The sequence below is a fragment of the Rhodopirellula europaea 6C genome (assembly GCF_000338295.1).
GTDB classification, from domain to species: Bacteria; Planctomycetota; Planctomycetia; order Pirellulales; family Pirellulaceae; genus Rhodopirellula; species Rhodopirellula europaea.
The window spans coordinates 41,586-66,236 of the sequence record NZ_ANMO01000028.1 but is presented as its reverse complement, the minus strand read 5'-3'; the positions used below and the strand labels follow the sequence as shown (position 1 = coordinate 66,236).

Sequence of the window (24,651 nt, the reverse complement as noted above, 5' to 3'; positions counted from 1 at the left end):
AAAGCGATCGGGAAGAACGCATGGCCACGGCTTGCATTGACCACACCATCAAACCTCTCGATCAACAGAAGTTGATCCCAACGATTGCCCGTCTGACTGTTTGATTTGCCATGTCACCGACCAACTCCGATCTTGTCCCGTTGGTCTACGCGATTGCAACGATGGACACCAAAGGCGAGGAATTGAATTTCGTCGCGGAACAATTGAAATCGCAAGGGTTGTCCGTCGCGACCATCGATGTCGGAACACTTGATCCGCCGTCAATCGAACCTTCGATCACGCGAGACGTGGTGGCCGGGTGCAATCCAAACACGGATGCATTGAGATGCGAAGATCGTGGCCAAGCAATCGAAGCCATGAGCGATGCGTTGCAGACCTTTTTGTCAAACGAACATCGTTCCGGACGCGTCGCGGGCGTGATCGGACTGGGTGGCACCGGCGGAACCGCCTTAATTTGCCCCGCGATGGCGGCTCTACCGATTGGCGTGCCGAAAGTGATGGTGTCCACCGTCGGCGGCGGAGACGTCTCCGCATTTGTTGGCGGCAGCGACATCGTGATGTTTCCGTCGATCGTCGATGTCGCGGGGCTCAACCAGGTATCGACGAAAATACTTTCCAACGCGGCGCACGCTTTAGCGGGCATGGTTTCCATCCCAAGTCCGACAACGAAGGTTCGGCCGGCAATTGGAATGACCATGTTCGGGGTCACAACGACTTGCGCCACCGCGGTTCGAGTTGCATTGGAAGCGGAAGGATTGGATCCGCTGGTCTTTCACGCGACCGGTACCGGCGGTCGAGCGATGGACAAATTGGTCGAGTCCAAATTGATTCGCGGCGTCTTGGACATCACCACCACCGAAGTCGCGGACGAAGTGGTCGGAGGCATCTTTCCGGCTGGCCCGAGTCGATTCGATGCGATCATCGAGTCGGAAGTCCCGTATGTGATGAGCCTGGGTGCGGTCGACATGGTGAACTTCCGAGCCCGATCGACCGTCCCTGAAAAATTCAAAGACCGGTTGCTTCACGTTCACAATCCACAAATCACGCTGATGAGGACCACGCCGGACGAAAACCGCGAAATCGCTCGATGGATCGCTGAGAAGGTGAATCGTTCAACCGCCGAGGTGGCAATCCTGATTCCGGAAAAAGGGGTATCGGCATTGGACGCTCCCGGGCAACCGTTCTTTGATTTGGAAGCCGACGAGGCGTTGTTCAGCGAACTGGAGCGGTGCATCGACACGACTCCCAAGCGAACGGTTCGTCGCTTACCGTATCACATCAACGATCCCGAATTCGCGAAAGCGTTGACGGGGACTTTTCGATCGATGTGGATCCAGTCGCAAGACGGATCCGCTTGAGAATCGATCGCTTCTCAATTGATGACTCATCCAAAACCACGCACCATGACTCAAACACGCGAATCTATCCTGGCCGGCTTTCGAGAGAAACAAGCGGCTGGCAAACCAATCATCGGCGGCGGCGCGGGCGCCGGAATCTCGGCCAAGTGCGAAGAAGAAGCCGGCATCGACTTGATCGTTGTCTACAACTCGGGTCGTTACCGAATGGCGGGACGAGGTTCGTTGTCAGGACTGCTGCCCTATGGCAACGCCAACGAAATCGTGAAGGAATTGGCACCGGAGATCTTGACTGCCGTGAAGCACACACCTGTGCTGGCCGGCGTTTGCGGGACTGATCCGTTTCTATTGCGAGATCATTTCTTGCAAGAACTGAAGTCTCTCGGTTACGCCGGCGTTCAGAACTTTCCCACCGTCGGCCTGATCGACGGAACGTTTCGAGCCAACTTGGAAGAAACGGGAATGAGCTTCCAATTGGAAATCGAATGCATCGCCGCGGCTCACGAAATGGATCTTCTGACCACACCGTATGCGTTTGATGCGGAACAAGCCCGTGAGCTGACGACTGCGGGTGCCGACATCATCGTCGCGCACATGGGGCTGACAACTTCGGGAACCATTGGCGCGCAAACCGCGATGACGCTCGATGACAGCGTCCGTTTGGTCAGCGAGATTGCTTCCGCCGCACGTGACGTTCGTTCGGACGTGTTCGTGCTCTGTCATGGCGGCCCGATCGCGGAACCAGATGATGCTCAGTACGTCATGGACCGTTGCCCGATCGATGGTTTCTACGGTGCGAGCTCGATGGAACGACTGCCCACTGAACGTGCTATCACCAGTCAGGTTCGATATTTTGTGGATCTAAAACTCTCGCGATAGAGTCGACTCAATCGATATTCTGCGAAAATCCATCGTGAACCATCAAACTTGAACAGCGGCGTTGGTCGATAAGCGTGAGGAACGTCCCGCTTGCATGGAGCGAACCCTCAAGTGCGAATCGACACGCGACAATCCGGTGTGATGACGCTCGAAGACCATCGTCGAGCTGCCAACCAAAACGTGCAAAGTGTTTTCAGCGAAGTGCTGGCAAACTTTGGACGGGAGGGATATGCGAGCGCAGAACCGGTCGCCACTGACACGCCGCTTGATTCCCAAATCGAGCAGTCGTGGACCAATTGGTACCGATTCGAACAACTCGGCCGTTATCGCGGTCAAGAGGATGCCGCCGCATTGGGCGAGACATACGCGAACGTCATGTCCACGGCATACGACGAAGGTGGTTATGCGGCACCGAAAGAATTCCTTCGCGGATTGCCACCTGAGGAACTCGAAACCGTTCAAACGATTCATCGATTAGCGGATCCGATCCAAGTGGATTCGCTGAGTGAAGAAGGGGCCCTGAATCTATTGGTGCCACCGGCGGCGCAGGTCGACCTCAACCGCGACGGGATCACTCAATCGGGCGCAGCCAACGGCATTCGGTTCCCGGACAGCACAACGTCGCCCGAGGTGACACAGGCTTGGGAGGAAGCGACCGCGGGCATGTCTTGGGGCGAGCGTGCGATCTACGAGTTGCGAATGAAGCTTCCCGTTCTGACGGCGAATTTCATTGTCGACGGCAATGGCCAAATCACCGGCCAACGCGAACCGGGCGATCCAGATTGGGTCAATCCAATGGCTGACCCCGAATACTCCTTCGTCGATGAAACCAAGGGCTGGATCGACTACTTGGATTACTTCAAAAACCAAATGGCTCCGGACCAATACGCCAAAGACCGCAGCTTTTTTGAGTCGCTTCAGCAAAAGTTAATCGAACACGGCGCCCCCTGAGATCCTTCGCTGGGTACCTTCTCGGGGCACCTTCACAAGCGGCATTTTCACAACCGATCGCGAGCGGGAAACAGATGTGTTTCACGACCGCTTTCGCCGCCGCAAGTCAATGTTTGATATGGCGAAATGGCTGCCGCTTGCCAAATCGATCTTTCTCATCAAATCGAACAATTTTGCAAAGTTGATTGAAGTTCGCGGGTGGGGACGTATTCGCCTTGTGGCACCCGCGCGAGCATTGGTAGAGACGGGAAGACCTCAATTCTCGTGCCACGGATATGGCTGCTCATGCCGTCTCGACTCTACCACTGCGACCTCTCAAAACACCGCTTCCTGGCGTGTTTTGTTTGCTGTCTGGCAATTGCCTGCTCACCAACCACTCTCCTCGCTCAATTCGGCGGTGGCGGTGGTGGAATGGGCGGAGGCCAAGCTCAGGCACCTGCAGCCGCAACCAAACCAAAATTTCGTGACCACATCCACAACCGCGATGGCATGGCCCTGCGTCGCGAAGATGGTGATGCGGTCGTCGCCGAAGTCAGGCTGGTCGGCAATCAGGTCATCAGCACCACCGACATCCTGGCGGAACTGCAAACCCGCAAAGGTCGTTTCTACAGCGAAGAAACGGTCCTGTCGGACGTCAGTCGCTTAAACGACATGGGGTCTTTCGATCACGTCACCTTCGAAACCGAAGAACGTGTCACCCGAGCCAACGGCTCCAGCAACGCACCGCAGAAGAGCGTGCTGGTCACGTTCTATGTTCGCGAACGAGCGATGGTGTCGAAGGTAATCTATCACGGCAACTACCGGATGAACGACCGTGAATTGTCGGGCCGTTCGGGCATCACCGAAGGCGACCCACTCAGCGAATTCGCGATCGAAACTGGCAAGCGTCGATTGCTCGACTACTACCACGAAGAAGGCTTCAACCAAGCCGCGATCGAAGCCGGCATCGGACTGCCCAGTGACACCAACGCGGTTGTCTACCGAATCAATGAAGGCCCCAAAGAACGCATTGAAGACATTCAGATCGAGGGTGCTTCGATCGTTAGCGAATCGCGTCTGAAGAAGGTCATCCAAAGCCGCGGCCCAATGATGGGCATCATGAGCTACATCAACAACGTCGCGGACATGAAAAAGATCGACGCCGACGTCAACGTGTTGGCATCGTACTACCACAACCTCGGCTTCCTCACCGCGACGGTCGGACGCCGGATCGAATATGACGAAACCGGCAAATGGTTGACGATCGTTTTTGTCGTCAACGAAGGCCCACGTTTCAAAGTAGGTGACGTCCAAATTGTTGGCAACGAATACATCACCGAAGAATCGCTTCGCAAACGCCTTGAGCTGAAAGTAAACGACACATTCAGCGGCACCAAAATGCGAAAAGACATCGGCGAAATCGTTTACGGCTACGGCGAACTCGGATTCATCTACGCCGAGGTCAACCCAAAAACAATCATGCGTGACGAGAACGGCATCGTCGACTTGGTTTACGAAATCACCGAAGGCGATCGTTGGAAAGTGAACAGCATTCGGGTGGAAATTGACGGTGAACCTCACCTGATGCGAGAAACCACAATGTTGAACCTGATCGAAATGCGAGAAGGTGACTACATCGATCGCCGCGACTTAGAAACCGGCCGCAACCGAATCGAACGAAGCAATCTGCTGGAAACCAACCCAACAATCGCTGAACTACCAGACATCATCGTGAAGCCGTTGGAGGGATCGCAAAGATGAACTTCAAGGCAACACTGAAATCACTCCCGCTCAAGTTTCGCTTCAAGTCATGGATGCGTGCTGTGACCCAATCTTCTGAACCAGATGCTTCGATGAATTCGAAGCATCACACGGCATCGCGCTGGCTCGATGACATCAATCGCTCGCTGTGGACTCGCGTCTCGGCATCGGCATTGCTCGCGTTGTCATCCGGCTTCATCTCATCGTCGCAAAGTGCAGCCCAAACCGCATACCCGCCTCCGACGCCGCCGCCCTCGGCCTATGGCGCCCCACCGTCATACCAAAGCCAACCATCGGCACCCGCCAACTCGACCTATGGACAATCGGTTTACGGTGGCCCCTCCACTTACAGTGGCCCGGGAACCGCCGTTCCAACCACACCTGCACCCGCTCCGGCACCTGGCAATCCCTACGCCGCGCCGACCTATCAAAACGGCGGCTACCAAGGCCAAACCTACCCGGATCAAACTTACCAAGGCGACGTCTATCAAGGTGGCGCTCTGCCTGGGCCGTTGCAGGGCAGCTTTCCATCGTCGCCCAATTTGGCACCTCCCGTTGTCAACCAACCCACTGTTCGCGAAGCCGATCTGATCATTCAGGGTTACCCAGCTCGGACAGGACGTTTGATGTTCGGTGGTGCGGTCAACAGTGATGCAGGCGTCACCGGCCAAATCACAATTGACGAACGCAACTTTGATATCAGCCGTTGGCCACGATCGTTTGGCGATCTGTTCAGTGGAACCGCTTTCCGTGGTGCCGGGCAAACGTTTCGGCTGGAAGCCGCCCCGGGCAATGAATTCCAACGCTACACAGCACAGTTCGCCGACCCGAACCTGCTGGGCTATCTGCCGATCAGCATGTCGCTCAGCGGATTCTTATACGACCGCAACTTTGACGACTGGGATGAGAACCGTCTCGGCGGCCGGGTCAGCTTTGGCTATCGAGTGACACCTGACCTTTCTGTGTCGCTGGGCGTGAGCGGCCAGAACGTCGAAATCACGGACCCACGTGTCAACACGGTCCCTGAGCTGAACAACGTCTTAGGAGACAACGGCTTGTACAGCGGCATGGCTTCACTGATTCACGACACTCGAAACAGCCCACTACAACCCAGTCGCGGTCACTATTTTGAGTTGAGCTTCGAACAAACCTTTGGTGATTACGAATACTCCACCTTCGAAGCCGAGTACCGCAAATACTTGCTTCTCCGTGAACGTGCCGATGGTTCGGGCAAGCAAACACTTTCGTACAGCGTACAGCTTGGATTCAGTGGCGACGAAACACCTGTCTTCGAGAATTACTTCGCCGGCGGCTATGCGACGATTCGAGGTTTTGACTTTCGTGGTGCCAGCCCCGTCATCAATGGCGTCGAGGTCGGTGGCCAATTCCAATGGCTAAACTCCGTTGAATACATGTTCCCGCTAACAGCGGACGATGCTTTCCGAGGTGTCGCGTTTGTTGACTTTGGAACGGTTGAGCAAGACATCGAAATCGACTCAGACAACTTCCGAGTCGCTCCCGGCTTTGGTCTTCGCGTTGCGATCCCGATGCTCGGTCCGGCTCCACTTGCGTTCGACTTCGCGTTCCCAGTGCTGAAAGCCGATACCGACGACGAGCGTATGTTCAGCTTCTACATGAGTGCGGTTCGCTAGTTGCAGATCAGGCCGTTCTAGACGCCGACGGATGAACATCTGTTCGGCGATTGGAGCCTCGAACCAGTCGGCAATCGATCGATTACTTAGAGGACGCTGCCTTCTCTTCGGCTGCACTCGGCCGAAAGTACCTGGGCAACACTTCCATCGGATCGGTGGTTTGTCCCGCTAAATATTTTTGGTGAGCGAGTTTTGCCAAAGCGGAAGCCAGAGTTTGCTTTCGGTCGACCACCCGCAGATTCTCCGTCGGTAGACCGGGTTTGATCGCGTCTCCGGTCAGCCATGTTCCGGACGAGGCCGATTCCAACGTCCTGAGCCAATCAGCTCGATCGAGCAGTTCAATTTCTTTGTCCGACTGCCATCCGGCTTCCGTGGCAACGAATGCCCCCACGAACGTTTGACCTCGATAGGCATCCAAGCCAACGATCATTTGCTGACCGACGCGAGGCATATCGGAATCCGAATTTGCCGTCTCGGTTGATCCGGTCGGCAACACGGCCGCTGCCCAAACTGACAACGAATCCAACGTCACCACGGGTATTCCCCAGGCATAAGCCAGTGTTTTCGCTGTGGCTGCGGCGATACGCAAACCAGTGAACGATCCCGGACCATCGGCAACCGCGATGAAATCTGGGCGACTGGTTTGCGTTGGCATTGACGATTCATCCCGACTGGTTTCGGCGTCGCTCGCGGCTGTGTTCACGCTCGCCAGCAACGACTCAAGAGCAGGTGTCAACGACGCGGTCGCGCGAACTTCGCTGGGTAAGTCGGTCGATTGAACCACCTCACCGTCTCGAACGAACGCCACGGATCCTTCGCGACCGATGACTTCGAGAGCCAATCCGGTGAAGGGTCGTTGGTCGTCAGATTCGGTCTTGGAGTGCATCGTCGGGAACTCGCCGAGTCAATTGCGTGGGATTGTCGTGCAAATTTAGTCCAGACTACAATGACACTCGGCAGGTTTAGCATCCAGGTGAGGTGACCGAGGAATTTTGTGAAGCGAGCGTTGATCAGCGACATCCACGGGAACCTCGAAGCGCTGCAAGCGGTTCTGGAAGATATCGACTCAGTCGGTGTCCAAGAAGTCATATGCCTGGGTGACATCATCGGCTACGGCCCCAATCCGTGCGAGTGCCTGGATCTGGTGATGCGTCGGTGCAAACACACCATTCTTGGCAACCACGACCAAGCGGCCCTGTTTGATCCGGATGGCTTCAACCCAATGGCACTCCGAGCGATCTACTGGACTCGCGACGAGCTGGACAGTGGCAAAGGCGGTCCCGCACAAGTCAACGCTCGGTGGGACTTCCTCGGCGAACTGCCGCGATTCATCGACGACGGCGAATTCAAGTTCGTCCACGGTTCGCCTCGCGACCCGACCAACGAATACGTCTTCCCCGAATACATGTACGATGCTCGCAAGATGGAAATCTTGTTTGGCAAGATCGATCAATACTGCTTCATGGGCCACACCCACCTGCCGGGCGTGTTCACCACCGAATGTGAATTCGTCACACCGGACGAATGCGACCACACCTACGCGTTGGGCAACAACAAGCTGATGATCAACGTCGGCAGTGTTGGCCAGCCGCGAGACGAGAACAATCAATCGTGCTATATCATCTTGGATACCGACGCGAAGACGGTGACCTACCGCCGCGTCGAATACGACTTCGAGAAGACGGCTCAAAAGATTTACGCTCAACCCGACCTGGACGATGCCCTCGGCGATCGACTGAAGCGAGGACATTGATCGGGTGACACGTACAGCCATTCTTAGCGACATCCACGGAAACCTGTCCGCGCTCGAAGCCGTCCTCGCGGACGTTGAATCGCAAAAGGTCGACCGTATCGTCTGTTTGGGCGATGTGGTCGGTTACGGCCCAGAACCGTGTGCCTGCCTCGATACCGTGATGGGTTTCGACTTTTGCGTCTTGGGGAATCACGACAGCAGTTCGCTGTTCGATCCGGAAGGCTTCAATGTCGCGGCCGAACAAGCAATCTTCTGGACCCGCAGCCAGCTCGAAGAAACTGGCGACGATCCGGGAGCCAGCCGCAAACGAATCGAATACCTGTGCGCCTTGCCTCGAACCGTTCGTGAAGACCATTGGCTGTTTGTTCATGGTTCACCGCGCGGACCCACGAACGAATACGTCTTTCCCGAAGACGCTCAGAACACAAAGAAAATGGAAAAGCTGTTTTCGTTGGTCCCGCGAGTTTGCTTCCAAGGGCACACCCACGTCCCCGGTGTGTTCACGATGGAGCAACGCTTCGTCCGTCCCGCTGACACCGGAACCGGATATTCCCTGGCCGATCCCAATTCAAAATTGATGATCAACGTCGGCAGTGTCGGCCAACCGCGTGATGGCGACCCGCGCAGTTGCTACGCGATTGTGGAACCAGATGTGGTGATGTTTCGACGAGTCGAATACGACATCGAACGGACGGTCCAGGCGATTGAGAAAGAAGCGGAGCTGGACAACTTTCTGGGCTACCGCCTTCGCGAAGGCCGCTGAGAAGACGACCGGCTAATCAAAGCCGTCGTTGGTGCACGCCTCACGGAATACTGGGCGGGCAGAATGCCGAGTTGGTTGAACTAGCGGTGGCTCGCCGCGTGCTTGCCAACCACCAGACGTCCTTGCCGAATATCAAACGCGGACGTCGATGTGACCGCTGGCGAGTTGTTTTTGGACGTCGACGACTTCGGAGATCATCTGAACGATCGCATCGCCGGTTTGCCGTTGCACATCCAGATTCTGGCCCAACAACGCGACATCGATCTGCGTTTGCGTCGCGTCCTGGCGAGCCTGAAGGACTTGCTGCACGGCGGGAGGGATGGCACTCATGGTCAAACTCTCAAAAAGGTTTCCACGTCGCATCGAACCAGGCACACCCTCGCTCGACACGGAAACCTACGTCACCTTTCGACTCGAGCCGTCTCAATCCTTCCCGCGAGAGGAGGGAAACACGGTTGAATACTCACCCTCGCGGCCACTGATTCCGATTATTCGGATTGCACCGGCCAAGGTTTGCCTCACAAATCGGTAATGCTTTGGCAATCAGTTGCCTTGTAAGATCGCCGGAATTGGCTTCCCCGCCAGCTCATCCATGATGCCCTGACTGCGTTCTTGGGCATTGAGCACTTCCATCTTCCCGACGAACAGCATCACTTCGCCGCCCTCCGGAATGGCTTCTTGAATCAACTTGCCGGCGGCACGTCCGGCCAAGTAGTTGCTCGTTCCGAGATAGAACTTGCGACGAGAAGCCGGTGCATCGCTGTCCTGACAAATCACCGTGGTGACTTCGCACGCATCGTTGATCATGCCGACTTGGTTTTCAGGATCGATTGGGCTGATCGCGATCCCATCCACCTTTGCCGCGACATTGGATTCCAAGAATCGCTTTTGCTCTTCAATGGAACCGCTCGAAGGCATTTGCACATCAACTTCGCACCCGAATTGCTCCGCCGCACGCTTGCAACCGGCATCGGCCAAAGTCCAAAACGGATCCAACGAATTGGTGATGTAGGCCACTCGAATTCCCGATCCGTCGATCTGCTCGTCGCCGGACAAGATTGGTCCTTTGCCTGACTTGATCGCATCGATGTCTGCGGCAAACTCGTTGACGTTTGCACCGGTGATCGATCGGTGAGGGATGATGATCATTCCCGACTCCGGGACCTCGACTTCGCCGCCTTTCGCCATCGTCGTCAGCCACTGCACGCTGCGATAACCGAATGCGTAGGGTTGCTGCACGATCGTCCCGTAAACCGATTGGTCACGGATTCCCGCCAAAGTGTCCGGGTGCTCATCAAAACCAACCACCGCGACTTTTCCGATTGCATCGCTGCTTCGAAGACCGGCCAAAATCATCGGTGTGTTTTGGCTCCACAATCCGACCAAACAAGCCACATCCGGATGACGCAGCAAAGTCGTTTCAGCATTTTCCTTCGCTTTCGAGTTGTCTTGGTTGTCCGTCAAAATGCCTAAAACGGTGTAGTTGCCACACTCACGCGGGAAACCAGTCGCATCCGCCGATGCATCCGCGACCGCATTTGAACCTGATTGTGGTTTCACCGAGGAACTGGAATCAGATTTGCTGCATCCAACAACTAGAACCAATCCGAGACATACCAACCAATAACGAGCCATAGCAACCATTCGCGAAAGAGAAGCAAAAAACGAATCGCCGCCAGTCTAACAAAGTCGCTCACCTTCTATGGAGCAGTACTACGACGCACCGAAGACTCGTGAAAGTCGGCCAGCAGTGTCGCTCAATCGCATTGAACCGAAGAAAGATTTGGCGGAAGCCGTGACTCGATCAGACATTATATTTCCAGGACTTCCGGTTTCGCGACGCATAAAATTCAGTGGATCCCGTAGCGAAACGTTCCCATTCTCTCCTCCCCAGCAACCATTCAGGTGCAATATGAACACGTCCGACAAAACACTCCGATCGACTCAGCGCCGCTTACCACCATGGGCCACGACCGGTCTCGCAACCCTAGCCATCGGGGTGCTCAGTGCATTTGCACTCGCCTCTGACGCATCCGCCCAGGGCTATCGTTATGGAATCCAGAGTAATGGATTCGATCGCGGAGGAAGTGCCATCATTGCCCAGCAAGGTGTTTACTCCGCCAATCGCCCCTCCGTTAGCACGAGCAACGCTAACCGCGGGTCGGTGACGAACTATTACTACAACACCCCACGTCGTTATAGCTTTCGTCGCGGCTATGGTGGATACGGATACGGCGGATATGGGTACGGCTACCGCAGTTACGGCTACGGTTTTGTCCCCGGAACCGTCAGTGGAACCGGACTGCAGATCGGCCCCGCGGGCGGAGTGCAGTTCGGAACCGGTACCTACTACACCGTGCCACGGTATTACGGCGTCCCATATTACGGGGTCCGCTGAGCTTGGTTATCGGCGGGACCGTCACTGGGACGGAATGCTGGCGAAGCGACCCAAAACTGGCCGACAAACCCAGTTCAAGCCACTTTTGGTTCGCCCTTTGCCTGTGAGTGGGCTGTGACCATAATATCGGCCCCTATTCCCATCGCACCAGGATCTCCTCATGTCTCTCGCCGTCGAGTCCAAACCGGACGTGGATCACCAAACCACCTATTTCCGCTGCATTTCAGGCTGCAGCGCGAAACACTCGATCTTTGACGTGATCTACACCTGCCCAACCTGCGGCAGTCTGTTGGAGGTCTATCACGAGCGAGAACCGCTGAAAAAGAAGAATGCCTATCAGTGGCAACAGCTTTTCGACTCCCGTGCCAGCACCTCGAAATGGCCGTTTGGCAGCGGTGTTTGGGGCATGCGAGAATGGGTCGTTCCATCGCTGGCAGACGAGAATGTCGTCAGCATGTTCGAAGGAAACACAAACCTCTTCTGGGCAGAGCGACTCGGTGCCCAACTCGGCGTGCCGGATCTGTGGATCAAACTTTGCGGCAACAGCCACACGGGCAGTTTCAAAGACCTGGGCATGACCGTCTTGGTCAGCGTCGTCAAACAAATGATGGCTCAAGGCAGCAGCGTCAAAGCTGTCGCCTGTGCCAGCACCGGTGACACCAGCGCGGCATTGGCCGCCTACGCCGCCTACGCCGGTATCCCCGCGGTGATCTTCTTGCCGGCTGGAAAAGTTAGCACGGCTCAGTTGATCCAACCGGTCGCCAACGGCGCACACGTGCTGGCTCTCGATACGGACTTCGACGGATGCATGAAGATCGTCCAAGAAGTCACCAAGGACAATTCGATCTACCTCGCCAACTCGATGAACAGCCTTCGCATCGAAGGACAGAAAACGGTCGGCATCGAAATGGTTCGCCAATTCGAATGGGAAGTGCCGGACTGGATCATCATCCCAGTTGGCAACCTCGGAAACATCAGCGCCCTCTACAAGGGATTCAAGCTGATGATGGACTTGGGGCTGATCAACCGCATGCCTCGATTGGTCGCCGCCCAAACCGAACGAGCCAATCCGTTCTACACCGCTTACAAGAACGGTTTTGCGGAGAAGGTCAGTGTCACCGCTCAGGACACTCTCGCCAATGCGATCCGAATCGGAGATCCGGTCAGTTATGCCAAAGCGGTCAAAGCCGTCCGAGAAACCAATGGCATTGTTGAACAAGCCTCCGAGAACGAGTTGGCCGAAGCCTCCGCGTCTGCTGACCTGACCGGCATGTTCACTTGCCCTCACACCGGCGTCGCCTTGGCCGTGCTGAAGAAACTGATCGATCGCGGCGAGATCTCACCGAAGGACAAGACCGTTGTCATCAGCACCGCTCACGGATTGAAATTCACGGATTTCAAGGTTGGCTACCACGAATCCACACTCGAAGGCATCGACAGCAAACATGCCAACCCGGCGGTTCATCTGCCCGCCGATGCCAATGCTGTCAAAGATGAGATCGCTCGCTGCTTGGAACAACACAAAGGCTGATCCATCGGGACGAAAATGTGTGACAGGCAACGATTCATTACTTAAATCGTTCGTCGAGTTGCCAGCCGACTCCGCGAGGCAGCCAAGCAGTTTGCAACATGGTTTCATCTCGAATAAAGCGACGAAAACGGTGGTTCGCACTAGCAGCCATCTGGTTAGGCTTCGCGATCTCGATCTTCCTTTGCGAAGCCGGACTTCGCGTCTACGTTGCTTCGAGAGGCTGGACACCGAACTGCTATGCAACAGGGCTGAGTTTCTTCGTCCCCGACAAAAAGGCCGGACACACACTCCGGCCAAATCTTCGTCTAAGATCGTCGACCTACGAGGTTGAAACCAATTCGTTTGGTTTGCGGGGCCGGTCAATCGAGAAACAAAAACCCGATGATGTCTATCGCATCGCCGTCCTCGGCGGTTCCAGCGTCTTCGGCTACCTCGTTCCACAGCATCAAGACTCGTGCTGCGTACTGGAACAGCTTCTGCGTGACCAAGGTATCCCCGACGGGAAAAAGGCCGAAGTGCTCAACGGAGGAGTCCCTGGGTTCAATATGACTCAGGTAAAACATCGCTACGAACAGACAATTGCTCCGCTGAGTCCTGATTTGGTAATTCTTTATCTTGGCTGGAACGATTCAAAACTTGCGATCGCAAAATCGCCTGAATCGATCAACAAAACACCACCAGCGCCATCCTGGGCCCAGCGGTTCCTTTCGCAGAGTACTCTATACGGGTTGATTCGATTCCGGTTGTTCCCCGCCGACACTCCCCAGTTCGCTCCTCCCGCTGATGCTTCCACCAAAATCACGAAAGAGGGCGCCAAGGCATTCCGCAATGACTTACACGACCTCCTCGCCGCCATCAATCGATCAGACGCCCAACCGGTCATCAGCACTCAATTGATGGCAGCGAATCCGGACTGCGACAATTTGGGTCTCTATCTCGGGCAAACACCTCAGCAGATTGAAACCAATCAAAAGATTGGAAGGTGGATTACACAGACAATGCGAGATGTCGCTGAAGAGTCGCAAACGCCGCTTTTCGACATCGCCAAAAACGTCTCCTGTCAACCAGACTTGTTAGGAGATGCGATTCACTTGACTCGCGAAGGACACCGACAAGTGGCCGACTCTTGGGCCAACGACCTCGCTGAACTGCTGCCATGACACTTATCCTCGGCGTCTCCGCCTTCTATCACGATTCTGCCGTTGCGTTGATCAACAACGGCGTTGTGGTCGCTGCTGCGAGCGAAGAACGATTCACGAGAAAGAAGCATGACTCAGCGTTTCCCAGCGAAGCGCTCGCAGGATGCTTGGACTCGATCGGTGCCAGCGTCTCAGACATCGACTACGTCGGGTTCTACGAAAAGCCGTTGCTGAAGTTTGAAAGGTTGCTGGAAACCTACTTGGCATACGCTCCACGTGGATACGCATCCTTTTCGCGCGCGATGCCGCCATGGTTGCAACTCAAGCTGCACATTCCTCGCGAAATCCGCCGGCACCTCGGTGGTAAAACCAAACGGCGAATCGTTTTCTGCGAACACCACGAATCACACGCGGCGAGTGCTTTCTATCCCAGCCCGTTTGATGAAGCGGCAATCCTGACGGTGGATGGTGTTGGCGAATGGACCACGACCAGTTGGGGAATTGGGAATCGCGAAAAGCTCGAACTGAAACAAGACATCCGGTTCCCACACTCACTCGGTTTGCTCTATTCCGCCTTCACCTACTTTTGTGGCTTCCGAGTCAATTCCGGCGAATACAAATTGATGGGGCTCGCCCCTTATGGCGAACCGACGTTTGCCGATGTCGTTCGCAAAGAATTGATTCGCGTGAACGAAGACGGAAGCTATGAGCTGAACATGAATTACTTCACATTCGCTCATACTCTTCGAATGACAGGCAAAAAGCTGGAACGCTTGCTTGGTATCTCTCGCCGAGATCCAGAGTCACTGGTCAGACAAGTCGACATGGATATCGCGGCAAGCATCCAAGTCGTCACGGAAGAAGTGATCCTCAAGCTCGCCTCCCATGTTCACCGTCAAACGGGAAGTGATTCACTTTGCTTGGCGGGCGGAGTTGCTCTTAACTGCGTTTCAAACGGACGACTGTTGCGAGAAGGACCTTTCGAAAACATCTGGGTTCAACCAGCGGCCGGAGACGCCGGCGGCGCTCTCGGAGTCGCCTGGCTGATCTGGCACCGACTGCTAGGGAATTTGCGAACGGCGAATCCTCAGGACGCCCAACACGGATCGCTGCTGGGTCCACCGATCGATGAATCGAAGGAAATCGATGCCTTGATACGGTCAGGTGCCGTTGTTCAGACATTCGATCATGTGGCGGAACTCGACCAACGTGTCGCAGGGTTGTTGGCAGAAGGAAAGGTGGTCGGCTGGGTCCAGGGACGCATGGAGTTTGGCCCGCGATCGCTTGGCAACCGCAGCATCTTGGGCGACCCTCGCAACACAGAGATGCAGTCGACCATGAACCTGAAGATCAAATACCGCGAATCTTTCCGGCCATTTGCTCCTTCGGTTTTGGAAGAATTCGCTGGTGATTGCTTCGAGATGAAAAAGGATTCATCCAGTCCCTACATGCTGTTCACGTTTGATGTCTTGCCATCTCGAAGAAAAGAGCCGACCGCTCCCGTCGATGGCATCGAACGCGTTCGCCAAGTCAGAAGTGACTTGCCCGCCATCACGCACCTCGATTATTCGGCTCGAGTTCAGACCGTCAGCGAAAATCGCCAGCCTCGATTCCATTCCTTGCTCAAAGAGTTCCACGAGCAAACTGGTTGTCCGGCACTGATCAACACCAGCTTCAACGTGCGAGGGGAACCCATCGTGCGAACGGCGGCGGACGCCTACCGTTGCTTCATGGCGACCCAAATGGATGTCTTGGTCGTGGGCAATCATTTGATGCTCCGCGAGGAACAGCCCGAGAGTGCGGTCGCCTCCAGTCAAACCTACCTGTCCAATCTGGCTCCCGATTGATTAATCCATCATGCCACTAATTGATCTCAATGCTCCACCATCACCGTCGATGCGTCGCTGGTTTGGGCTGTCGCTGGGCCTACTCCTGATCATCGCTTCGTTTTTGCTGAGCGACTTTGGACAATGGCTCAATATCGTTTTGCTGATCGCGGGACTCGCCGTAGCGGCCGTCTACTATGCTTGGACCGCTTCCCAACAACCCATCATTCGCGGCTGGCAATACGCGACATACCCGATCGCCTTTTGTGTTGGCCATCTGCTGTTTGGAACGATCTACTTTGTCGTTCTGACACCCATCGCTTTGATCTTGGGAGCGACCGGGCACGACCCACTGAATCTGAAACAAGAAGGCCGCTCCAGTAATTGGAACGACCGCGAATCAACGCCCACACCCGACCAATACTTCAAGCAGTTTTAGCTTCCCTATGTCCGATCCAAAAACGCCCTCCGAGCCCACGCCTCCCAGCGATTTCGAACGCGAATCGGAACAGCAGGACATTGGCCTGCTGCAAGAATTCGTAATGTTCCTGCGTGAGAACAAGAAGTGGTGGATGATCCCTCTGATCGGATCGCTGTTGTTGGTGGGCTTGCTCAGCATCATGGCCAGCAGCGGCGCGGCACCGTTTATCTACACACTGTTTTAATCCAGCCTAAGGCGGTCGCCACGCAGCCCATCAGCGGCTCACTCGGGGCGAAGGACGGGAAATAGAATCACATCGCGAATGGATTTTTGGTTCGTCAAAACCATCACCAAGCGGTCGATGCCGATCCCCAGTCCACCAGCGGGCGGCATGCCGTAACGCAACGCGCGGACGAAGTCGTGGTCCATCTTGGCCATCGAATCTTCGTCGTCCTGACCTTCGAGTTGAGTCTTGAACAACTCTTCCTGCAGATCGGGATCGTTCAGCTCGGTGTAGGCGTTGGCCAATTCCATTCCGCAGATGAACATCTCAAATCGCTCGGCGATTTCGGGGTTGTCCTTCTTGCGTTTGGTCAGCGGGCAAATGCTGGCCGGATAGTCCGTCACGAAGATCGGGCCTTGCAATGAATCCTCAACCTTCTCTTCAAAGATCTCATTGCGGATCACATCGGGGTGCTTGCCATCGATGGTCAGCTTCAGCCCCTTGGCGTATTCCTTGACCGCGTCTTCGTCGGCGGGATCGATGCCGGTGGCTTTTTGGAACAACTCCGCGTACGTCGCACGCTGGAACGGCGGCGTGAAGTCCAACATGGTGCCGTTGTATTCACGTTTGAATCCACCGCCGATCTTTTCGATCGCGTCGCAGATGATCTTCTCCGTCAGATCCATCATGGATTCGTAATTGCCGTACGCCTGATAGGTTTCCAGCATCGTGAACTCAGGGTTGTGCCGCGGCGACAGGCCTTCGTTGCGATAGACGCGTCCCAGTTCGTAAACACGTTCCATCCCGCCGACCATCAATCGCTTGAGGTGCAGTTCCAACGCGATCCGCATGGTCAGCTTCATGTCCAAAGCGTTGTGATGCGTTTCGAACGGACGCGCAGCGGCACCACCTGGAACGGTATGCAGCGTCGGGCCTTCGACTTCGCAGAACCCTTGGTCGTCCAGCGTCGAGCGAATGCTTTTGATGATCTTGGTGCGATCGAGGAACGTCTGCATCACGCCGTCGTTGAACGCCAAGTCGGCATACCGCATCCGTTGGCGCAGGTCTTGATTGGTCATCCCGGCGTGCTTTTCCGGCGGGACCTCCAACATCTTCGTCAGCAAGATCAGCTCTTCCGCGAACACGGTCAGCTCGCCCGTGTTGGTGCGGCCCAGTCGACCTTGAACACCGATCAAATCACCCAGGTCAAACAGCTTGGCCAGATCAAAGTTTTCGTCGCCGACTTGTTTCTTGCCAACAAAGATCTGGATGTCACCGGTCCAGTCTCGGATGTTCATGAAGATCAACTTGCCGGTCGGCCGTGCCAGCAAGATCCGTCCGGCAACGCGAACGATCGGGCCGATTTCCTCGCCTGGGCCGTTGTCAGCTTTCCATTGGCGGTAGTCGACTTCTTCGCTTTCGACGTCGGGCAGGGCGATCGTTTCGCCGTCCTTTTGTTGCCACTGGATCTGTGGAATGCGGTCGCGGCACTCGCTGACCAACAAACGGTCGTCGAAACGCTGGCCCCACGGATCGATGCCTTTCGCGGTGATTTCTTCCAGTTTGTGCCGACGAGCCGCGTGCGGGTCGGTCAAATCAAGGTCGTCGGCGTTGGAAGGCGTATCGGTCACGGCAAATGCACTTGCGAAGGTGGAAAAAATCAATCGGGCTGACGATTGTGAATTTGCCGCCTCATTCACGCAAGGGAGCCGTTTTTTTGCGAGCGAACCGGTTTTCGCGAGCGCATCACCCACACTCGGGCTCTGGTTGAGAAGACGCCGCACCGCTCCGTTTGGGCCGACATCTGCCGCCCGCGATTGGCCACGTTTGCAAATTGCGAAAACGCCGGTTTGTGTTCTAATGAAGGGCTTGCCGTGAAAACGCTCGAATTATCCTGCGAATTGATTTTTGCGGCATTTTGCTTCTCCACCCTCGATCCTGATTTCGTTTGATGCAACTTCCCATTCTCCCGCAGAACAACGTGACGGTCGCTACACCGGGGATCGACCCGATGATCGATCCGGAAACGGGCAAACCGCGGGGGCGGTACGCGGTCGTTTCGCTGGGGTGCCCCAAGAACCTCGTCGACACTGAGCAAATGCTTGGTCGCCTCGACGCCGACGGTTACCGGATGGTCGATTCGGTCGACGGAGCCGACTTTGTCGTGGTCAACACTTGTGGTTTCATCGACTCGGCTCGTGATGAGTCCATGGCCGCGATCGATGAAATGCTGGCCCTCAAACGAGACGGCAAACTACGCAACGTTGTCGTCACGGGATGCTTGGCCGAACGACAACAAGACAAGCTGCTGCAGGCTCGACCTGACATCGATGCCTTGGTCGGCGTCTTCGGTCGCAACGACATCGTTTCGGTCGTTGATGAACTCTATTCGGGGCTGCAAGAACAACGCACGATTTTCAAACCCGCCGCGGTCAATCCGCTCAGCGATGCGATGCGTTCGGCCGTCACGCCACGTCACTTCGCCTATCTAAAAATCAGCGAAGGCTGCGATCGACTGTGCACGTTCTGCGCAATTCCAAAGATGCGCGGCAAGCACTTCAGCAAACCAATCGAACAGATCATCGACGAAGCCAAACGATTGGGTGACAGTGGCGTTCGCGAAGTCGTCATCGTGGCACAGGACACGACGTACTACGGCATGGATCGCTACGGCGAACCTCGCCTGAATCAGCTGTTGAAAGAGCTCGACAAAATCGAATCGATCGATTGGATTCGGCTGATGTATTTCTACCCGATGTACATCGACGACGCTCTGATTGACACATTGGCATCGGCCAAGCGAATCGTGCCGTACATCGACATGCCACTGCAGCACGCCAGCGACAAAATGCTGAAACGCATGGCTCGCAAAACCACACGTGCACTGCAAACCGACATCGTCCAAAAGCTTCGCTCGCGAATTGATTCGTTGGTAATGCGAACGACAATGATCACGGGCTTCCCCGGCGAGACCGAAGAGGACTTCGTCGAGCTGATGGATTTCGTCAAGGAATCTCGATTTGAAAACCTGGGCGTGTTCACTTACAGCATTGAAGAAGACACACCGGCCGCGAGATTGCCCAATCGAGTTGATCCCAAGGTGGCCGCGCGACGCCGCGATGACTTGATGGAACTGCAACAACAAATCGCATTTGATTGGAATGACTCTCGCGTCGGTGGAATCGAAGAGGTTTTGATCGACGCAGAGATGCCTGAACAGGAAGGCGTCTTCATCGGTCGCACCCGAAGCGAAGCACCCGATGTCGATGGTCTGATCTATGTCTCGCAAGTGGATCCAGACTCGCCGGTGGAAATCGGCCAAATTCGACCGTGCGAGATCGTTGCTTCCCAAGGTTACGATCTGGTTGCCGCGGCGACTTAGAACCGACCATCACTTGCTCGTTTGTCCCCTTTGATTTTGGTCGCCTCATGGCTGGTCCTTCGATCTACAACGTCCCCAACGCACTGACAACGGCACGTTTCGTTTTGGCGATCGCGGTGATGGCGTTGATCCCGTTGGGAATGCACTTGGCTGCCATGATCGTTTTCTTGATCGCGGCCTCGACGGATTGGATGGACGGTTACTGGGCTCGCAAATACGGACAAGTCACCAAACTTGGACGGATCTTCGACCCGTTCGTCGACAAGATCATCATTTGCGGTTCGTTCATCGCTTTGGTGGCGGTCCCGGACAGCCCCGTTGCTTCTTGGATGGCCACCATCGTTGTCGCCCGCGAACTGTTGGTCACCAGTCTGCGCGGCATCATCGAAGGTGCCGGCGGGGATTTCTCGGCCAGTTGGCTGGGCAAATGGAAGATGGTCCTGCAGTGTGCAGCGGTGGTTGCCGTGTTGCTAACTTACATTGTCACCCCCGCTCCCATGTGGTTGGCTTGGGCATCGTGGGGATTGCTATGGGCAGCCATCGCGCTGACGGTCTACTCCGGTGTCGATTACACATTGATCGCAGCACGCGTGATGCAGTCCGACGCGAGGATGGAAGTTCCCGCGGAACCCGAAGCTCCCACCGCCAATCCAGATTCCTCACAAGCCATGCCCACTGATAACATCTCGCACACCAATCACGTCGCAACGACCAAAGGTAGTGCTTCGTCACGAGATGATGCCCAGCTTCGCACCGTCTCCAGCGAGCTCCCGACCCAATGAGTTTCGGGTTCCACACAACATCGCAATGGGCATGTTCACTCTTGGCCCAAGGCGATGCCACCGCACCGGCGGACTCAACGGATTTGACGACCGCGAGTGAAGTGGCAAGTGAGTCGGCCGAGGTGGTTGAGCTTGGACCGCCTGAGATTGCTTTGTCGATTTTGTCGATCCTTATCATATTCGCATTCGCGACTTCACTGTCGCAATGGATCCGTTTGTTGTATCGAGGCAAACGTCCATTCGGCGCGAAGGCCTTTATCCCAGTCCGGCCGCGTCACCTGCCTTTTTGGTCGGTACTCTATTTTGTGGTATTCATTGGCGCGTTGATCTTCAGCTCCTCGTTGCTGCAGGGTGCCTTTCAAGCCGTGGGGTGGATTGAAAAACCAGCGGCACACGCAACCGCAGACTCATCGGATCCCGAAACGGAACCGTTGGTTGCGACCGATCCGATCGCGGAAACCCCTGATCAGATTAGCGAACCCGACGAAGCTGCCCCGAACGCCGCCGAAGAAAGCGTGGCGGCAGAATCGCCGGCGTTGTCCGTGCCGCAACTCACACTGAGTACGTTGGGGATGCTAACTGCCACGGTGATCACGTTGATGATCCTGTGCCTGAATCATCGCAGCGCCATTTCTCGAATCGGTTTGATTCCGCAACGCGGCGACATCGGTCTCGGGTTTCGATCCGCGTTGATGATCCTTCCACCGACGATGTTAATCATGACTGCGGTGTCGCTCATGCAGGAATACTCGCATCCCGTTTTGGACGCACTTCAACCGGACGAATCCGAGACGGGCCCAAACTACGCCGTGTTCGCATTGCTGTTCGTAACGACTGCATTGGTGACCCCGATCGTCGAAGAATTCTGGATCCGCGGCTTGCTGCAGGGCGGCCTGCAACGCTTGGCCGACTGGCGTCTCTCGATGGTGCGACAATCGTTTGAGCAGTCAGCCGCCTCCATTGAGACACCGGATAGTGACCCCACGTTTGAACCTCAGCGTGAAGCGAAAACCATCATCGAAGCTGCCTACATGGCTCCGGGGACTGCCGCGGGCACCGAACCGCTTGCAATAACAGTGCCCACGGCAATGCAGACGGATTCCAACGATTGGACTCCCACTGCAATCTGGCCCGTCTTCGTTGCCAGCCTTGTGTTTGCGTTGCTGCACTGGGGACAGGGCCTCGCGCCCATCCCCTTGTTCTTCCTGTCGCTTGGGCTCGGCTACCTGTATCGCCAGACTGGTTCGCTGATTCCGCCGATCATCGTTCACTTCGTGCTCAACGGACTGACCATGATGATGACTTTGATCGAGATGTCGCGGGCATGATTTCGCCGTCCACGGACAACTTGATTCGCATTCGAGGTGCCCGGGTTCATAACCTTTGCAACCTCGACGTCGACATCCCTCGCGACGCGATCACGGTCATCTCGGGAGTCTCCGGCAGCGGCAAAAGTTCGCTCGCGTTTGACACCCTGTTCGCCGAAGGCCAGCGGCAATACATCGACAGCTTGTCGACTTATGCCCGGCAATACCTCGACGCCATTCCCCGTCCCGATGTGGACTGGATCGATGGGTTGGCACCGACACTGTCGATCGATCAAAAGAGCGGTTCGCACTCGGCTCGCAGCACCGTCGCCACCATCACCGAGATCTACGACTACCTGCGTCTGCTGTATGCGCGAGTCGGTGTTCCTCACTGCGTCGCCTGCGGCAGCACCATCAGCACCCAAACACCTGATCGCATCGTCGCGACCCTGGCGGCGTTGCCCGATCGCACCAAGCTGACTTTGATGAGCCCCATGGTTCGCGGCCGCAAAGGGGCTCACGCGGATGTGCTCGAACAAATCGCCGGCCACGGTTTGGTCCGTGCTCGCGTCGATGGCGAGATGTATTTGCTCGAGGATGTGCCGCCACTGGCGGTTCGAAAAAACCACACCATCGAAGCCATCGTCGATCGGCTGATCATCAAAGACGGAGTGGACGCTCGCCTGGATGAGTCCACTCGGTTGGCGTTGCGTCTTGCGGGTGGAATGTGTTCGGCCTTGATCGATCGCGGGGACGGCGAACCGGAAACCAAACTGTTCAGCACTTCGATGACTTGTTTGGAGTGTGGTGAAAGTTTTGAGGAACTGGAACCGCGAACGTTCAGTTTCAACAGCCCCTACGGTGCCTGCTCGACTTGCCAAGGCCTCGGCAAAGTTGCCGTCCGTGGCGACAAATCGCACATGGTGACCTGTTCGACTTGTGAGGGCGGTCGATTGAAAGCCGAATCGCTGGCCGTCACGATTCACGATGTCTCCATCGACGCCCTGTGCCGGATGCCATTGCCGGACGCTCAAACTTGGATGGAAAACGTTGCCCGACCGCTCGACGCTTTGCAACAAAAGGTCGCCGCACCGATTCAATCCGAAGTCGTTCGCCGCATCGATTTCTTGCGCCGTGTTGGTGTCGACTACCTGACGCTGGACCGTTCAGCGGAAACGCTCAGCGGCGGCGAAATGCAACGGGTACGTCTGGCCACCAGCATCGGCAGCGGCCTGGTCGGCGTCTGCTACGTCCTGGATGAACCGTCGATCGGACTGCATCCCGCCGACCACCACCGATTGCTCGCGGCGATCAAGGAATTGCAAACCGCCGGTAACACGATCGTGATTGTCGAGCACGACGAGGACACGATCCAAGCCGCTGACCATGTGATTGACATCGGCCCCGGTGCGGGCCGACACGGCGGCAGGTTGGTCAGCCAAGGCACCGCGGCAGAAGTCGCCGATGACGAGGCCAGCCCAACGGGAGCCTACCTGTCCGGACGCTCGAAGATTGGACTGGACCGGCCAAGACGAACGCCTCGCAAATCACATCAGCTGACGCTCAGCGGCGCAACGCTGAACAACTTGCAAAATGTCACCGCAAAAATCCCGCTGGGATGCTTGGTCGGCGTCAGCGGTGTTTCCGGCAGCGGAAAGAGCTCGCTGATTGTTGACACGCTCTACCCGGCTCTGGCTGCCAAGCTGGAATTGGTCGCCGACCAACTCGGCCCACACAAACGGCTGACCGGTGCTCAGCACATCGACAAACTGGTCCCCATCGACCAAACACCGATCGGCCGAACGACGCGAAGTTGTCCTGCCACCTACGCCGGTGTCATGGATCCGATCCGCCAAGTCTACGCGAGCACGCGGGAGGCCAAGACGCTCGGGTTCGCCGCGAATCGATTCAGCTTCAACAGTCCGGCCGGTCGCTGCGACGTGTGCAAAGGCAACGGCTTTGAACGCATCGAGATGAATTTCCTCAGCGACTTGTTGATCGAGTGTTCACGCTGCGGCGGCAAACGTTTCAACCGACAAACGCTGCAAGTCCGGTTCAAGGGAGCGACCATCGCCGACGTGCTGGGCATGACCATCGACGCGGCCCAAGAGTTCTTTGAAAACGTGCCCAAAGTCCATCACTTGCTGACGTCGCTGGTCGACGTTGGACTGGGCTATGTGACGCTGGGGCAATCCAGCACCACACTCAGTGGTGGCGAAGCCCAACGGATCAAACTGGCTACCGAACTCGCGCGACCAGCAACCGGTAAAACGTTTTACGTGCTCGACGAACCCACGACCGGTTTGCACTTTGCTGATGTGCAGCGACTGCTCGTCGTGCTCGATCGCTTGGTCGAAGCCGGCAACACAGTGCTGGTCATCGAACACCAATCCGATCTGCTGGCCGCCTGCGACTGGCTGCTCGATCTCGGCCCCGGCGGCGGCTCCCAAGGCGGCCACCTGATCGCCGAAGGCCCGCCGGAAACCATCGCCGCCTGCCCCGAATCCGCCACCGGCAAATTCCTGCGGCTGCGGTGAGTCATCTCGCCA

21 protein-coding genes are annotated in these 24,651 nt (G+C 56.2%); 17 read left to right on the top strand and 4 right to left on the bottom strand.

Translation table 11 applies throughout. The features are described from left to right. Positions 1–110: 110 nt before the first annotated feature. From RE6C_RS02620 to RE6C_RS02600, 5 genes are all read left to right on the top strand, one after another. On the top strand, positions 111–1,358 hold the full coding sequence (locus RE6C_RS02620; RefSeq protein WP_008653598.1) for a Tm-1-like ATP-binding domain-containing protein: 1,248 nt from the start codon (positions 111–113) through the stop codon (positions 1,356–1,358). 21 nt (positions 1,359–1,379) lie between these two features. Next, positions 1,380–2,234, top strand: coding sequence for a phosphoenolpyruvate hydrolase family protein (locus tag RE6C_RS02615; protein WP_008653597.1), 855 nt, complete (start codon positions 1,380–1,382; stop codon positions 2,232–2,234). A gap of 111 nt (positions 2,235–2,345) precedes the next feature. Next, positions 2,346–3,185 carry a hypothetical protein gene (locus RE6C_RS02610; protein WP_008653595.1) on the top strand — a complete coding sequence of 280 codons (840 nt, stop codon included), beginning with the start codon at positions 2,346–2,348 and terminating at the stop codon, positions 3,183–3,185. A 285-nt stretch (positions 3,186–3,470) separates the two neighbouring features. Then, entirely contained in the window at positions 3,471–4,925 is a 1,455-nt protein-coding gene (locus tag RE6C_RS02605) for a BamA/OMP85 family outer membrane protein (protein ID WP_008653593.1), read from the top strand. Continuing rightward, on the top strand, positions 4,922–6,577 hold the full coding sequence (locus RE6C_RS02600) for a BamA/OMP85 family outer membrane protein (RefSeq protein WP_008653591.1): 1,656 nt from the start codon (positions 4,922–4,924) through the stop codon (positions 6,575–6,577). Before RE6C_RS02605 ends, RE6C_RS02600 begins: the two co-directional genes overlap by 4 nt. 82 nt (positions 6,578–6,659) lie before the next feature. Here RE6C_RS02600 and tsaB read toward each other — a convergent pair whose 3' ends face one another. Further along, on the bottom strand, positions 6,660–7,463 hold the full coding sequence (tsaB, locus tag RE6C_RS02595; RefSeq protein ID WP_008653590.1) for a tRNA (adenosine(37)-N6)-threonylcarbamoyltransferase complex dimerization subunit type 1 TsaB: 804 nt from the start codon (positions 7,461–7,463) through the stop codon (positions 6,660–6,662). Positions 7,464–7,571: 108 nt separating this feature from the next. On the opposite strand from tsaB, the gene RE6C_RS02590 reads away from it, so the two are divergent. Then, a complete protein-coding gene (locus RE6C_RS02590) occupies positions 7,572–8,330 on the top strand; it encodes a metallophosphoesterase family protein (protein ID WP_007327496.1) in 759 nt (252 codons plus the stop codon). A gap of 4 nt (positions 8,331–8,334) precedes the next feature. Further along, positions 8,335–9,093 carry a metallophosphoesterase family protein gene (locus RE6C_RS02585; protein ID WP_008653582.1) on the top strand — a complete coding sequence of 253 codons (759 nt, stop codon included), beginning with the start codon at positions 8,335–8,337 and terminating at the stop codon, positions 9,091–9,093. Between the two features lie 132 nt (positions 9,094–9,225). Here RE6C_RS02585 and RE6C_RS02580 read toward each other — a convergent pair whose 3' ends face one another. Both RE6C_RS02580 and RE6C_RS02575 read right to left on the bottom strand, forming a co-directional pair. Beyond that, positions 9,226–9,423: a hypothetical protein gene (locus RE6C_RS02580; RefSeq protein WP_231845896.1), complete on the bottom strand. Its 198-nt coding sequence runs from the start codon at positions 9,421–9,423 to the stop codon at positions 9,226–9,228. Positions 9,424–9,636: 213 nt separating this feature from the next. Beyond that, positions 9,637–10,653 carry a substrate-binding domain-containing protein gene (locus RE6C_RS02575; protein WP_236617894.1) on the bottom strand — a complete coding sequence of 339 codons (1,017 nt, stop codon included), beginning with the start codon at positions 10,651–10,653 and terminating at the stop codon, positions 9,637–9,639. Positions 10,654–11,005: 352 nt separating this feature from the next. On the opposite strand from RE6C_RS02575, the gene RE6C_RS02570 reads away from it, so the two are divergent. The 6 genes from RE6C_RS02570 to RE6C_RS02545 all read left to right on the top strand — a co-directional run bounded on the left by RE6C_RS02570 (position 11,006) and on the right by RE6C_RS02545 (position 16,652). After that, positions 11,006–11,491 carry a hypothetical protein gene (locus tag RE6C_RS02570; RefSeq protein ID WP_039961014.1) on the top strand — a complete coding sequence of 162 codons (486 nt, stop codon included), beginning with the start codon at positions 11,006–11,008 and terminating at the stop codon, positions 11,489–11,491. Positions 11,492–11,651: 160 nt separating this feature from the next. After that, the gene (thrC, locus tag RE6C_RS02565; protein WP_008653564.1) at positions 11,652–13,022 is read left to right on the top strand and encodes a threonine synthase; all 1,371 of its coding nucleotides are present in this window, start codon (positions 11,652–11,654) and stop codon (positions 13,020–13,022) included. Between the two features lie 98 nt (positions 13,023–13,120). After that, the gene (locus tag RE6C_RS02560; RefSeq protein WP_008653561.1) at positions 13,121–14,182 is read left to right on the top strand and encodes an SGNH/GDSL hydrolase family protein; all 1,062 of its coding nucleotides are present in this window, start codon (positions 13,121–13,123) and stop codon (positions 14,180–14,182) included. Next, positions 14,179–16,008, top strand: coding sequence for a carbamoyltransferase family protein (locus tag RE6C_RS02555; RefSeq protein ID WP_008653558.1), 1,830 nt, complete (start codon positions 14,179–14,181; stop codon positions 16,006–16,008). The genes RE6C_RS02560 and RE6C_RS02555 overlap by 4 nt, the downstream gene beginning before the upstream one ends. Positions 16,009–16,018: 10 nt before the next feature. Further along, positions 16,019–16,426: an SxtJ family membrane protein gene (locus tag RE6C_RS02550; RefSeq protein WP_236617893.1), complete on the top strand. Its 408-nt coding sequence runs from the start codon at positions 16,019–16,021 to the stop codon at positions 16,424–16,426. 7 nt (positions 16,427–16,433) lie between these two features. Continuing rightward, positions 16,434–16,652, top strand: a complete 219-nt coding sequence (locus RE6C_RS02545; protein ID WP_008653554.1) for a DUF5989 family protein — start codon at positions 16,434–16,436, stop codon at positions 16,650–16,652. A gap of 38 nt (positions 16,653–16,690) precedes the next feature. Here the strand turns inward: RE6C_RS02545 and lysS are convergent, their stop codons facing one another. After that, entirely contained in the window at positions 16,691–18,262 is a 1,572-nt protein-coding gene (lysS, locus tag RE6C_RS02540) for a lysine--tRNA ligase (RefSeq protein ID WP_008672011.1), read from the bottom strand. Positions 18,263–18,582: 320 nt separating this feature from the next. On the opposite strand from lysS, the gene rimO reads away from it, so the two are divergent. From rimO to uvrA, 4 genes are read left to right on the top strand one after another with little or no spacing between them, the layout of a single operon-like run. Continuing rightward, positions 18,583–20,013, top strand: coding sequence for a 30S ribosomal protein S12 methylthiotransferase RimO (gene rimO / locus RE6C_RS02535; protein ID WP_008653549.1), 1,431 nt, complete (start codon positions 18,583–18,585; stop codon positions 20,011–20,013). A 47-nt stretch (positions 20,014–20,060) separates the two neighbouring features. Next, on the top strand, positions 20,061–20,795 hold the full coding sequence (gene pgsA / locus RE6C_RS02530; RefSeq protein ID WP_008653548.1) for a CDP-diacylglycerol--glycerol-3-phosphate 3-phosphatidyltransferase: 735 nt from the start codon (positions 20,061–20,063) through the stop codon (positions 20,793–20,795). Further along, positions 20,792–22,123 (top strand): CPBP family intramembrane glutamic endopeptidase, encoded by a 1,332-nt coding sequence (locus tag RE6C_RS02525; RefSeq protein WP_236617892.1) that lies wholly within the window; start codon positions 20,792–20,794, stop codon positions 22,121–22,123. The genes pgsA and RE6C_RS02525 overlap by 4 nt, the downstream gene beginning before the upstream one ends. Continuing rightward, on the top strand, positions 22,120–24,639 hold the full coding sequence (gene uvrA / locus RE6C_RS02520) for an excinuclease ABC subunit UvrA (protein WP_008653545.1): 2,520 nt from the start codon (positions 22,120–22,122) through the stop codon (positions 24,637–24,639). Before RE6C_RS02525 ends, uvrA begins: the two co-directional genes overlap by 4 nt. Positions 24,640–24,651: the final 12 nt, after the last annotated feature.